This is a genomic window from Arthrobacter sp. BL-252-APC-1A (assembly GCF_009696625.1).
GTDB lineage: Bacteria > Actinomycetota > Actinomycetes > Actinomycetales > Micrococcaceae > Arthrobacter_B.
In genome coordinates this window covers 134,411-146,732 of record NZ_VULS01000009.1, presented here as the reverse complement: position 1 = coordinate 146,732, position 12,322 = coordinate 134,411, and the positions used below count along the sequence as shown (strand labels likewise).

Below are 12,322 nucleotides of genomic sequence, written 5' to 3'. Positions count from 1 at the left end.
TTGACTGGGAAGCAACACAAGTTTTCTAGATCCAGCCTGCCTTGTGCGCCTTGATCCCGGCCTGGAAGCGGCTCTCCGCCTTGAGTTCCTCGAGCATCCAGGCGATGTGCCGCCGGCATGTCCGGACGCTGATGCCAACGCGGCGGGCAATGACCTCGTCCGAATGCCCGGCGGCGAGACCGGCCAGGACGGAGCGCTGTGTGCTGTTGAGGCCCGCCTTGCTCGGATCCTCCTCCATAAAGGGCTCCGCCAGGCTCCAGGCAAACTCGAAAAGCTTGGTAAACAGGCCAATGAGGTTCGGATCCCTGATCACCAGGCCTGCCCGGTCGTAGGTATGCAGCTGGCGGGCCACCACTGCCACTTTGTCATCGAAGATGAGCGTGCGCAGCGGAACGTACGGCAGGGTGCGGAACTCTCCGCCCGCTTCGGTGATGCGTTCAACGGCCTTGCAGGTGGGGACGTGGTCCCGGGTGCTGGAATGGTAGAGGGTCTGCCGCCGGACTCCGGCCCTGAGCAGGTCCAGGTCCTTCTGTACGCTTTCTTCCTGGAAGTTGGCGTTTGAGCCCTGGCCCGGCCTGGCGATCAGCACGCTCTCCGACGCAGAGCGCCCGTACTCGATGAGGACCCGCTGAACCTGCTCGGGATCTTCAAGCACTTCGACAGACGCGTCCGCAGCCACCTGCCGCCGGGCCTCAGTGAATGTTGGTACCAGGCCCGCCAGCTCCCGCCGCTTCGCTCCGATGCGGGCGCGGAGCTCCAGCAGGGCGCGCTCGTCCGGGTCCACCAGTTCAGCAAGTGCGACGTCGGGGGAGACTGCCGTGTAGACGGGAGTTTCAGAGCCCTCCACGAAGAGCAGGCAGCGGGAACGCAGCTCATCCACTGCCCGGTCAATTGCGCGCGTGGTGTAGCCCAGTGCGTCCGACGCTTCGGCAGGGGTCCAACCCGGATGAGAGACCGCATAGCGGTACACCTCAACCGACACCTGATCGAGCAAGTTTCCTCCTCAAACTGCAAAGCTGGGCACAGCTGCCCGCGTGCTTGGCAGGCTACCGGCGTCCGGGTGCTGTCAGCCTCGGGCAAGGTGTTTCGGCCAAAAATTGGAACCCGAAGAGCATGACATGACAGGTTAATGCCATTCTCCACCTTAACCCGGTAGTTCGGTACCCGAACTGGCCAAATCCGCTCAGCAGCGCGCCAGTAAGGCCCTCTTCCCAAGAACTAAGACGACGTCCGGGGCACTAAGCGGACATGACAGGAAGCTGAAATTGGGAACGGTGGACACGCCCGTTGGGCCCGGGGGAAGCTTTCGGAGTCAAACACGGCCGGCTGTGCAACCAGCCGAAACAAAAAGAGGGGATACGACCATGAAGAAGGTAACTGCACCGGTTTCCATCAAGAGCTGGGAATGGTTCTGATCTAGTCCCCTCACATGGGGGATGAACCAACCAGCAACACCCATATAGACCCGCCCCAGCGGTGGTAACCAGACTTAAACCGGAGGAAGAACGCCATGAGCCAGCTAACAGCAGTTCGAAACGCCTCGCGAACTAATGCAAGCACTCGTTGGTGGACACTATCCATCTATATCGGTGGCTTCGATGTAGCGGACGGCATCATTGGAGAACTGGTTACCCCGCTGGCGGCGCAGGCACAGCTGTGGGGGGGCGCAGCGGTGGTTCTACACCCGCTGCTCTGAGCCTGCGAATGCACATGTACGGATGAAGGTCCTTGCGTCACAGGAGACGCTGGACCGGCTTAAGTCCCTGCTGGTGGCTCTCCAGGAGCAGGCCAGCGGAGTTATCGGGCACCTGAGCGTGACGCACTCCTTTGGAGACCCGGCCTGTGACCGGCTCAGCCCGGGCGGCGCGGATCCGCAGGATCCGCGCGTAGAAGCCGACCTTGCCAAATACGGCGGCGTGGAAGGCCTCGCGCTTGCAGAGGAAGTCTTTGAGCTCTCCTCGGATCTGGGCACCTGGGCTACGGCGCGTTTCCCAAAGGTGCAAAACAGGTGGGCACTCGGCTCCCTGCTGCTCTTTGATTCGGCGCGCAGCATGATGAAGGGCCCGCGGGCCTCGAGCTGGCCCGACCGCCGCCGGCTCTCCTGGGATTACTACTGGGACAGCCACCTTCGCAGCTGCACCGCCGGCTTTGGCCCGCGTGCTGCCAGCGTTCGGCAGGCCATGACGGTCCAGGTGGGAGCAAAGGTTATGCCCACCCACCGCCTGATGGCTGCCACGGCAGCTGAGTCCGCAGTGGAAAACTGGCGCCGCCGCTGGTTCCGCACCATGGACACCTACCTCTATCGGGCAGACAAGGCCCGTGTCAGCCGCAGTGCACAGCACTTGACGGTTTACCAGGCGCACATGCTGCTCAACCGGCTGGGGCTCTCGCTGCGGGAAGAAGCAGCAATGGGTCTCTACGCCAGGACGTGGAGCACGGAGCGCGAAGCAATGCTCCTGGATAAGCACTAACGCTCCCGGATGGCCCGGGATGAAGTCTTCAAGAAGAAGGACGCCGACGTAGTGTCACAAAGGAATGAAGTGGTTCTGGCCGCTGACGACAAAGACCTTGGAACGGTCCTCGGCTGCGACGAAGGAACGGTCGAGGATATGCGGGGCATGGGCTACGTTGAGTCCCGCGGGGAGCTTTGGAGTGTGGGGCCTGCCAGGGACTACCTTCGGGATGCGGCGTGGGCCGACGGTCTGTGGGAATAGCTTCCTGCCCGTGGCAGCAGCGCCGTTCGGCTGCGAAGGTGCGCCGGACCCCAATGCGCGATTGATGAGACTCCGCCCCGTGAACCGCTCCGCCCAAGGAGCCTGGCCGACGGGACGGTAAGGGGAATTGACGTCCCCGCAAAGGACGGATCTGCCTGTGTCCCCCCTACAGGCAGATCCGTCCTTTGCCATGTCCGGCGGCACACCGGGCTGTGCCGATGTTAAGTACCCTTACTAATTTTTGGGTATGGTGTTGATGGAGCTGCGCCCCCGGCGCGGCAAGCAAGTTCCACCAGATGGAGGCCATATGTCAGATCAGAGCACATCAGCCAACGGACTTCCGATCCCCGGTGCCCCGGCACCGCAGCCACCTTCACTCTCCGAACCGACGGAACCGCACGATCCCCTTCCGCCCAAGCCGGACCAGGACGGTCCGGAAACCGTGTCCCCCACCGGGGTTCCCACCGGGGCGCCGAAGACGTCCAACGCCCAGTCCGGGCGTTACCTGACCACCGCCCAGGGTGCCCGCCTGCGGGATACGGACCATTCGCTCAAGGCCGGGCCCCGCGGACCCGTGCTGCTCCAGGACCATCACCTGCGCGAGAAAATCACCCACTTCGACCATGAGCGCATTCCCGAGCGGGTAGTCCATGCCCGCGGCGCAGCCGCCCATGGCGTGTTCGTGGCCAACGGCGCTGCGGAAGGCATCACCCGGGCAGGTTTCCTCGCCCGGGACGCCCAGACTCCGGTCTTTGTCCGCTTCTCCACTGTGCTGGGTTCGCGCGGGTCCGCTGACACCGTGCGCGATACGCGCGGCTTCGCCACCAAGTTCTACACGGATGAGGGAACCTTCGATCTGGTGGGCAACAACATCCCGGTGTTTTTCATCCAGGACGCCATCAAGTTCCCGGACGTCATTCATGCCGGCAAGCCGCATCCCGACCGTGAAATCCCGCAGGCGCAGAGCGCGCACGATACCTTCTGGGACTTCGTCTCGCTGCACACCGAGGCCCAGCATCATGCCATCTGGAACATGTCCGACCGCGGTATTCCGCGCTCCTACCGGACCATGGAGGGATTCGGCGTCCACACCTTCCGGCTTGTCAACGCCAAGGGCGAGACCTCGCTGGTGAAGTTCCACTGGAAGCCCCGGCTGGGAGTGCATTCCCTGGTCTGGGAAGAGGCGCAGATTATCAACGGCATGGATCCCGACTTCCACCGCCGCGATCTGGCAGACGCCATCGAAGCCGGTGCCTACCCCGAATGGGATCTTGGGGTGCAGGTCTTCCCGGATACAGAGGATGAGATGTTCGAGGGCATCGATCTGCTGGATCCGACCAAGATCGTCCCCGAGGAACTGGCCCCGGTGCAGATCATCGGCACCATGACGCTGAACCGGAACGTGACCAACTTCTTCGCCGAAACGGAGCAGGTAGCCTTCCACCCCGGACATCTGGTTCCCGGCATTGATGTGACGAACGATCCGCTGCTCCAGGGGCGCCTGTTTTCCTACATCGACACACAGCTCACCCGCCTTGGCGGACCGAACTTCGCGCAGATCCCCATCAACCGCCCGCACGCGCCGGTCAATGACATGCACAGGGACGGATTCCACCAGGATGCCGTGCACAGCGGAGTGGCCCCGTACCAGCCCAATTCACTGGATGGCGGCTGTCCGTTCCTTGCAGGAGCGGACATGGGTGCGTTCATCGACGTGCCTGCCCCGGTGGCAAAGTCCCGGAAGGTGCGGGAGAACCCGGCAACCTTTGATGACCACTACAGCCAGCCGCGTCAGTTCTTCCGCTCGCTGACTCCGGTGGAGCAGGACCACGTGATCCAGGCGTACACGTTTGAGCTTGGCAAGTGCTACGAGGAGAACATCAAGGTCCGGCAGCTGCAGGCGCTCGCTAACATCGACGAGCGGCTGTGTGCTGAGGTGGCGGCCGGACTCGGCCTGCCCGCGCCTGCGCCCACCGTGAAGGTGGAGGACACCGACCCCAGTCCGGCACTTCAGCAGGTCGGCGGAACCTGGCCGGTTGACGGCCGGATCATCGGGATCCTGGCCGACGACACCACGGACCTGGCCGCCCTGGCCCGGGTACGCGCCGCTGTGGACGCGGCGGACATGGTGCCACTGGTCATTGCGCCCCAGGGTGGAATGCTCGGCGGCCAGGTGCCCGTACAGCGCACGTACCTGACCGCGAGGTCTACTGAGTTCGACGCCGTGATCGTCGCCGGATCCGGTGAATACGGCACCGATGCGGTGGACAGCCTGGACGCCAAGGCAGGCAATCCCGCCGGGCACCCGGCCATCGATCCCCGGGTGGCCATTCTGCTGACTGAGGCCTACCGTCACTCCAAGGCCATAGGTGCCTGGGGCAGCGGAACCGGCGTCATCGGTGCCTCCGGAATCCCCGGCGATGCTCCCGGCGTCCTGGCGGAGTCCCCGGAGGACATCGTTCCCGGCCTGATCACCCTGCTGGGCCAGCACCGGGTGTGGGAGCGTTTCCCGCTCGCCGCGGCCTCCTAGGCGGATAGGTTCCGCCTGTAGGACAAAACAGCGGGCCTGGAGCAGTGAAAGCTGCTCCAGGCCCGCTGTTTTGTTGCCGGGACGGGGTTTTAGGCCGGCTCGGGGCTGTCGGTACTTATGGACTGAATCAGCTTGTGGAGCCCCTTGCGCAGTTCGGTTTCCCCGGCCCGGGAATCGCACTGCTGCCTGACGCGCGCGAGTTCTTCCACCACCGCGGTCCCCGAGGCGGTTCGGGACCATCTGCCGGGACGGCGCGGGCGGGCGTAGCCGGCCTGATGCAGGGAGGCCAGGGCGAAGGAAGCCTCGTCGAGGCTCAAATGTGTCAGGGAGGCGGCTCTTGCGGCCGGCATTCCGGGAGCTGAGAGTACCTTCAGCACGCGGACTGAGTTTTCCGTGAGTGAGAGCTCGGCGAGAAACAGGCGCGTGGCTTCAGCAGACAGCTGGGCCGCTGCGCCAAGGAGCAACACGAGTCCCCCGGGAATGGGGGCCGGGGGAGAATCATTGGCCAACGCGCCACCCTGGGGGTGCCCAGCCAGCCGGAACCTCGTGGCCGGCGAACGTTTCACAGGCAGAACAGGTGTAACTTACAACACCGGGTCCGTCTTGGGTCGGGGCGGTGTAGAACTCGTAAATCAGGTAATCGTCAACGCCGCAATGGTGGCAGATCGGCAAATGCGCCGGTAGGCCCATCGATAACTCCATAGGGGTATGCAGAAGCCGTGGCCGCGTCTTGACCGTCTCCCGATATCGTAGTATCTAAGCTCAAACACGACAATCGTGGGCGCAGAGTGCGGTTCACTGGGCGGAAAAGGAACATTGCTCTATGGACGATCTAAGGTCTGCGACTGCTACCGCGGCGCAGCTGCAGGATCTGCTGATCCACCACGAAGACGTCTTGGAATTCCTCCAGCATCTGGCGCGGCTGAGTGCGTCGTCGCTGTCCACCCGCGGCACGGTTTACTGCGGAATCACCCTGCAGCGTTCGCGCGGGCACAGCTACACCGTTGCCAGCAGCGAGAGCGTTGCGCTTGAAATGGACGAGATGCAGTACGCGTTCGATGACGGTCCGTGCCTTCACGCGCTGCGGATCCACGAAGCCATCTACGTCCCGGACACGGCGGCCGACGAGCACTGGCCCGACTACATGAAGCACGTGGTTTCACAGGGCGTGCGGTCCATGTACGCCGTCCCGCTGGCTCTGGAAGGCCACGCCAGGGCGGCGCTGAACCTCTACTCCCGCTCCGCCAATACCTTTGATGAGGATTTCCAGCGGGTCGCCCGTGCCTACGCATCGGAAGCTTCCCAGGCCCTCCGGCTTGCGGTGCGGATGTCACAGCGGGCGTCAACCGTGGAGGATCTGCAGGCTGTCCTCCAGTCCCGCACGGACATTGACCTGGCCATCGGGATCATCATGGGGCAGAACCGCTGTTCCCAAAGCGAGGCGTTCGAGACCCTTAAGCGCGCCTCCAACGGCAGGAACCTGAAGCTCAAGGTGCTGGCGGGGGAGATCGTGGCCAAGCTCAACGGGGCCCCTTCCCAGACACATTTCCAGCCCTCATGACCATTCCCGCCGACGCGGCTGGCCGCGCACCCCTGCGTACCGTTCTCTTCGGTTTTGGGCTGGGCGGACGGGTCTTCCATGCGCCCCTGCTTGAACAGGACGCCCGGTTCTCGCTGGATGTGATCGTCACTTCGGATCCCGGGCGCGCGCGTGCCGCTTCCGCCGCGTATCCGGGCGCCGTCGTAGTCCCCCCTGCTGACGCGGCGCTCGCGCTGGCAGGAGGTCTTGACCTTGCCGTCATCAGCACGCCGCCTGCCACACATGCACCCCTCGCGCTCGCGGCACTGGATGCGGGCCTCAACGTGGTGGTGGACAAGCCGTTCGCCCATTCCCCCGAGGCCGCGGCAGAGATGATGGCCGCTGCAGCCGCCGGAGGGAAACTTCTCTCCGTGTTTCAGAACCGGCGCTGGGACGGTGATTTCCTGACCCTGAAGGCACTGGTGGAACGTGGTGACCTGGGATCAGTGACCCGGTTTGAATCCCGGATGGAGTCCCATAAACCCGCCGTCACCAAGGCATGGAAAAAGCAGGCCGGAGCAGCCGAGGGAGGCGGGATCCTCTTTGACCTTGGACCGCACCTGATCGACCAGGTGCTCCAGCTCTTCGGGCCGGCCGAGCCGGTCTGGGCCGAAGTGCATGCGCGGCGGGAAGCCGGTGGACCTGACGACGACGTCTTTGTGGTCCTCCGGCATGACTCCGGCGTGCTCTCACATCTGTGGATGAATTCCCTGGCACCGCAGGCGGGGGAGCGGTTCCGCGTCTCTGGAAGCAAAGCCGCCTGGACCAAGCGCGGAGTGGATCCGCAGGAAGCCCAGCTCGACGCCGGACTGCGTCCCGGAGACGCAGGCTACGGTTCCGAGGACCCGGCGGCGTGGGGGCGGCTGGGGGTGGACGGCAGCACCGTTGCAGTGCCGACGGAACCCGGCCGCTACCAGGACTACTACGCCGCAGTGGCCGCTGCGGTACAAGACGGAAAGCCAAACCCCGTGGACCCGGCGGATTCGCTGCGGGGGTTGGAAATGATACGGCAAATCCACGCAGGACTGTGATTCGCCAGTGGCCTGACGCGTAACGCCCCGGCATCAACGCGAGCGAAATCACGGTGTGGCAATCGTCTCGTTTAGCATTCTAGGAATGCACCTCAAAGACCGGATCGAAGACTCCGCCCTGAGCCGGCGGCAAGTCGGTATCATCGCAATTTGTACAGCTCTCTACATGATCGACGGCTTCGACGTCCTCGTCATGGCCTTCAGCGCCTCGGCAGTCTCTGCTGAATGGGACCTCAACGGCGCGGAACTCGGGTTCCTGCTCAGCGCTGCCCTGGTGGGCATGGCCGTGGGATCCATTTTTGTTTCCACCGTCGCAGACATCATCGGACGCCAGAAGACCCTGCTGATCGGGGTGTGCGTGGTCGCGGCGGGAATGTTCGCTTCGGTCTTTGCACCCTCCTATGAGGTATTGCTTCTGCTGCGCCTGATCACCGGCGTAGCTATTGGCACCCTGCAGGCAACCATCAACGTCTTTGCCTCCGAATTCTCCAACGCCAAGCGCCGCTCCACCGCGCTGGCGATTGTCAGCATTGGCCAGCCTGTGGGCGGTGTGCTCGGCGGACTCGTTACCGGTGCCCTGATCGCGTCCTTCGGCTGGCGCTCAGCCTTCCTGTTCGGAGCCCTGGCTACTCTCGTCATGATTCCCCTGGTACTGAAAGTGCTGCCGGAATCCATCGACTACCTGTCGGTGCGCCGCCCGGCCAACGCTCTGGAACGCATCAACAAGACCCTGCGCAGCATTGGCCAGGCCCCCGTGGATGAGCTGCCGGAGGCGGCGCCCCGCGGCGAGAAGAAGTCCCGCTTCGCGGACGTGCTCACCGGCGTGAATGCCCGCCGCACCATCCTGCTCTCACTGGCCTACTTCATCCTTATGGCCAGCTTCTACTTCGCGAACTCCTGGACACCCAAGCTCATCACCGCCAGCGGGTTCAGCGCCCAGGACGGCATCAACGCCGGTGTGCTTTTCAGCGTCGGTGCCATCACCGGTGCCGTGGTGCTTGGCGTCTTCGGCTCGCGCTTCGAGATGCGGCGCGTCCTGGCCGTCTTCTTCGTAGTCGGTGCCGCCACCTTCGTGGTCTTCGCCAACTCCACGGAAGGATCCCTGCCGCTGGCGCTCTTCGCTGCAGCGCTGGTGGGCTTCGGATCCAACGCCCCGATCGCCGGCATGCTGGCGATTAGTCCTACGTATTACGACTCCGAGGTCCGCGGCACCGCTCTGGGCCTGGTCATCGGCATGGGCCGTGTGGGCGCGATTGTCTCGCCGATCCTGGCCGGCAGCCTGATCGACGGCGGCTGGACGCCCGGGGATCTGTACTTCCTGTTCGTGATCCCCATGGGACTTGGCGCCGTCGTCATCTCGATGCTGGGCGCTCCGGTCCTCCGCGGCGCAGCAGCCAAGGTTCCGGTTTCCCACTAGTCCATCAACCACGAAGGCCGGCAGTCCCATACGGGGCTGCCGGCCTTCGTGGTTAACGGGGCCGCTAGGGAGCAACCAGCTCTCTCCAGCCTTCGGTCAGCTCAAGTCCGTGGGCGTCAGAGACGGAGTGGTGGGTCACTGCGCCGTTGGCGATGTTCAGGCCGCGGGAAAGCGCCGGGGATGCCTCGAACGCATCATGCACGCCCTTGTCCGCCAGTGCGGCGGCGTAGGGCAGGGTGACGTTGGTGAGCGCATAGGTGGAGGTGTTGGGCACCGCACCGGGCATGTTGGCCACGCAGTAGAACAGGGAACCGTGGACACGGAACGTCGGGTCCTCGTGCGTGGTTGGCCGGCTGTCTTCGAAGCAGCCGCCCTGGTCCACGGCGATGTCAACCAGCACCGAGCCCGGCTTCATCCTGGCCACCATGTCATTGGTGACAAGCTTCGGGGCACGGGCGCCGGGAACCAGTACCGAACCAATTACCAGGTCCGCGTCCAGCAGGGCACGCTCAATTTCAAACGCGTTGGAGGCCACGGTCTTGATCCGGCCGGCATACAGGGCATCGAGTTCCCGCAGCCGGTTGATGTTGATGTCCAGGACGGTGACGTCCGCGTGCGCGCCAACGGCGACGGCAACGGCGTTGGTTCCGGCAACGCCGGCACCCAGCACCACCACCTTGGCGGGGCGGACGCCGGGCACCCCGCCCAGCAGCAGGCCGGGGCCACCTGCAGGCGCCATCATGCACTGCGCGCCTACCTGAACGGCCAGGCGGCCGGCCACTTCGGACATGGGAGCCAGCAGCGGCAGGGCGCGTCCCTCCTGGACTGTCTCATAGGCAATGGCGGTGACGCCTGAATCCATCAGCGCGCGGGTCAGCTCCGGAGCAGCGGCCAGGTGCAGGTAGGTGAAGAGGATCAGCCCGGGGCGGAAATACTGGTACTCCGAGGCGATGGGTTCCTTGACCTTCAGGATCATGTCCGAACGCTTCCAGACATCTCCGGCAGACGCCGTCAGTTCAGCCCCTGCCGTTGAATATTCCTCATCGGTAATATTCGATCCGGCACCTGCGCCGGCCTCTACCAGGACCGTGTGGCCGCGCGTGGTCAGTTCATGAACACCCGAGGCGGTGATGGCCACGCGGTATTCGTTGTTCTTGATTTCTTTGGGGATACCGATAATCACTTTTTGCTCCGTTAAATGGAAGTACGAGTGGAACCAAACCAATACATAGCTAGCGAGCAGGTGTGCGGAGCCGCCCTGCGGCGGTACTCCTAGGTATCAGTCCCCCCTGGTTTTCCGTCCCCGCCCCGGGCGGCCTTCGCGGCGCGCTGCTCGCGCTGCGACTGGAGCCAGGCCTCGACGTCGGACATCCGGATCCGGCGGTGGGTCCCGCGGTACTCAACGGGTATCACCCCGGCGTCGGTGAGGTTGCGCAGGTAGGTGTGGGAGATCCCGGCAGCGGCAGCTGCCTGGGAGGTGGTGAGCAGCGGATTGTGCCCGCGGGCTTCACTGTCACGCTCAACCGCCTCCTCGGCGGTTGAGGAGACGGTGACTGCTTTGCCCGTGGCGAGCCGGCCGAGCAGGTCCAGGACCGCGTCCCGGGCTGCAGGCGGCAGCCGCAGTGCAGTGCCGTCAACGAACACCGTGACATCGCCGGCGGAAAGCGCCCGGTCCAGTGCCTTGGCGTCCTTGCCGGTCAGTGCGGGGGTGGTCCTGCTCTGTTGGCTCATGCATCACATCTTGCCAAATGAAACGGGCCGGAAACATGAACCCGCGTCACAGAAGTGCACGCCGCGTCGCCGGAGTGTGTCCTTGGCTGCCGGCCCGCACCGTGCTGGAATGGTTGCCAGCCGGTGCCGGCGCTGACTCGCCAGGCATCATCCGCCGATTCAAAGGGGAATCATGAGCAGCCGAACCATTCGCGGGGCAGTCCTTGAACGCACCGGAGCGGAGCGGCCATATGCCCGAAGCCGTCCGCTGACCGTGACGGAACTGCAGCTGGACGGCCCCGGCCCCGGAGAAGTGCTGGTCCGAATCGAAGCCGCCGGCGTTTGCCACTCGGATCTCTCCGTGGTTAACGGAAGCCGGATCCGTCCGCTGCCGATGCTGCTGGGGCACGAAGCCGCGGGGAGGATTGAGGAGCTTGGCCCCGATGTTCCGGGCCTGGCTGTGGGACAGCGGGTGGTGATGGCGTTCCTGCCGCGGTGCGGCGAGTGTGCGGCCTGCCGGACCAACGGCAAGATGCCCTGCACTCCCGGCAGCGCCGCTAACAATGCCGGCACCCTGCTTGGCGGCGGCATTCGGCTCGCCAGGAACGGCGACCCGGTGCTGCATCACCTCGGTGTCTCTGCCTTCGCCACCCATTCCGTCGTCAACTATCGGTCGCTGGTGGCCGTGGAGGACGATGTTCCGCCGGCAGTTGCTGCCCTGCTCGGCTGCGCAGTGCTCACCGGAGGGGGAGCAGTGATGAACGCTGTGCGGCCGGGCCCGGAAGACGACGTCGCCGTGGTTGGACTGGGCGGCGTGGGCATGGCGGCGCTGCTGGCCGCCAGGGCAGCGGGAGTGCGCCGCGTGATTGGCGTGGATGCCCTGCCTGAAAAACTGAAGCGTGCCCTGGAACTGGGTGCAGATGCCGTGTACTCCCCGGAGGAAGCAGCCGCAGAGGGAATCCGTGCCGCGCTCACCGTGGAGGCCGCAGGCCATCCCCGCGCCTTCGAGACTGCCGTGAACCTCACGGCCCCGGGCGGCACCACAGTCACGGTTGGGCTCCCTGCCCCGGACCAGCTCTCCGAAATAACGCCGCTGACCCTCACAGCGGAGGCCCGGACAATCATCGGCAGCTATCTGGGGTCGGCGGTGCCGTCCCGCGATATCCCGGTTTACGCGGACCTCTGGCGCCAGGGAAAGCTGCCCGTCGAAGAGCTGGTTTCCTCCGAGGTCGCGCTGGAGGACATCAATGAAGCCATGGACACCCTGGCGGACGGGCAGGCCATCCGCCAGGTAATCCACTTCGAGTGACCGGCGCCCGCCGGACCGGAACATCATAGTGC

Annotated in this window: 11 protein-coding genes; 7 read left to right on the top strand and 4 right to left on the bottom strand. The window is 64.6% G+C overall.

The genetic code is table 11. The features are described 5' to 3' along the window. Window positions 1-25: 25 nt before the first annotated feature. Window positions 26-994, bottom strand: a complete 969-nt coding sequence (locus FYJ28_RS13975; protein ID WP_154579703.1) for a helix-turn-helix transcriptional regulator — start codon at window positions 992-994, stop codon at window positions 26-28. Between the two features lie 622 nt (window positions 995-1,616). Here FYJ28_RS13975 and FYJ28_RS13970 point away from each other — a divergent pair. From FYJ28_RS13970 to FYJ28_RS13960, 3 genes are all read left to right on the top strand, one after another. Further along, entirely contained in the window at window positions 1,617-2,471 is an 855-nt protein-coding gene (locus FYJ28_RS13970; protein ID WP_154579702.1) for a lantibiotic dehydratase C-terminal domain-containing protein, read from the top strand. Between the two features lie 9 nt (window positions 2,472-2,480). Then, window positions 2,481-2,714: a hypothetical protein gene (locus FYJ28_RS13965; protein WP_154579701.1), complete on the top strand. Its 234-nt coding sequence runs from the start codon at window positions 2,481-2,483 to the stop codon at window positions 2,712-2,714. Window positions 2,715-3,021: 307 nt separating this feature from the next. Beyond that, window positions 3,022-5,244 (top strand): catalase, encoded by a 2,223-nt coding sequence (locus FYJ28_RS13960; RefSeq protein ID WP_055242429.1) that lies wholly within the window; start codon window positions 3,022-3,024, stop codon window positions 5,242-5,244. Between the two features lie 89 nt (window positions 5,245-5,333). Here the strand turns inward: FYJ28_RS13960 and FYJ28_RS13955 are convergent, their stop codons facing one another. Next, window positions 5,334-5,753, bottom strand: a complete 420-nt coding sequence (locus FYJ28_RS13955; protein WP_152970005.1) for a hypothetical protein — start codon at window positions 5,751-5,753, stop codon at window positions 5,334-5,336. A 314-nt stretch (window positions 5,754-6,067) separates the two neighbouring features. Between FYJ28_RS13955 and FYJ28_RS13950 the strand changes: the two genes are divergently transcribed. From FYJ28_RS13950 to FYJ28_RS13940, 3 genes are all read left to right on the top strand, one after another. Beyond that, window positions 6,068-6,805 carry a GAF and ANTAR domain-containing protein gene (locus FYJ28_RS13950; RefSeq protein ID WP_154579700.1) on the top strand — a complete coding sequence of 246 codons (738 nt, stop codon included), beginning with the start codon at window positions 6,068-6,070 and terminating at the stop codon, window positions 6,803-6,805. Then, on the top strand, window positions 6,802-7,854 hold the full coding sequence (locus tag FYJ28_RS13945) for a Gfo/Idh/MocA family protein (RefSeq protein ID WP_154579699.1): 1,053 nt from the start codon (window positions 6,802-6,804) through the stop codon (window positions 7,852-7,854). Before FYJ28_RS13950 ends, FYJ28_RS13945 begins: the two co-directional genes overlap by 4 nt. A gap of 85 nt (window positions 7,855-7,939) precedes the next feature. Continuing rightward, window positions 7,940-9,271 carry an MFS transporter gene (locus FYJ28_RS13940; RefSeq protein ID WP_055242436.1) on the top strand — a complete coding sequence of 444 codons (1,332 nt, stop codon included), beginning with the start codon at window positions 7,940-7,942 and terminating at the stop codon, window positions 9,269-9,271. A gap of 64 nt (window positions 9,272-9,335) precedes the next feature. Here the strand turns inward: FYJ28_RS13940 and ald are convergent, their stop codons facing one another. Continuing rightward, window positions 9,336-10,454, bottom strand: a complete 1,119-nt coding sequence (gene ald / locus FYJ28_RS13935) for an alanine dehydrogenase (protein WP_055242437.1) — start codon at window positions 10,452-10,454, stop codon at window positions 9,336-9,338. Between the two features lie 89 nt (window positions 10,455-10,543). Further along, a complete protein-coding gene (locus FYJ28_RS13930; RefSeq protein ID WP_154579697.1) occupies window positions 10,544-11,002 on the bottom strand; it encodes a helix-turn-helix domain-containing protein in 459 nt (152 codons plus the stop codon). A gap of 172 nt (window positions 11,003-11,174) precedes the next feature. On the opposite strand from FYJ28_RS13930, the gene FYJ28_RS13925 reads away from it, so the two are divergent. Next, entirely contained in the window at window positions 11,175-12,290 is a 1,116-nt protein-coding gene (locus FYJ28_RS13925) for an alcohol dehydrogenase catalytic domain-containing protein (protein WP_154579696.1), read from the top strand. Window positions 12,291-12,322: the final 32 nt, after the last annotated feature.

Excerpts from the sequence above, each read along its gene's own strand:
- FYJ28_RS13965 (WP_154579701.1), top strand. The coding sequence starts at position 2,481 with ATGGCCCGGGATGAAGTCTTCAAGAAGAAGGACGCCGACGTAGTGTCA.
- FYJ28_RS13960 (WP_055242429.1), top strand. The coding sequence starts at position 3,022 with ATGTCAGATCAGAGCACATCAGCCAACGGACTTCCGATCCCCGGTGCC.
- FYJ28_RS13950 (WP_154579700.1), top strand. The coding sequence starts at position 6,068 with ATGGACGATCTAAGGTCTGCGACTGCTACCGCGGCGCAGCTGCAGGAT.
- FYJ28_RS13945 (WP_154579699.1), top strand. The coding sequence starts at position 6,802 with ATGACCATTCCCGCCGACGCGGCTGGCCGCGCACCCCTGCGTACCGTT.
- FYJ28_RS13940 (WP_055242436.1), top strand. The coding sequence starts at position 7,940 with ATGCACCTCAAAGACCGGATCGAAGACTCCGCCCTGAGCCGGCGGCAA.
- FYJ28_RS13930 (WP_154579697.1), bottom strand. The coding sequence starts at position 11,002 with ATGAGCCAACAGAGCAGGACCACCCCCGCACTGACCGGCAAGGACGCC.
- FYJ28_RS13925 (WP_154579696.1), top strand. The coding sequence starts at position 11,175 with ATGAGCAGCCGAACCATTCGCGGGGCAGTCCTTGAACGCACCGGAGCG.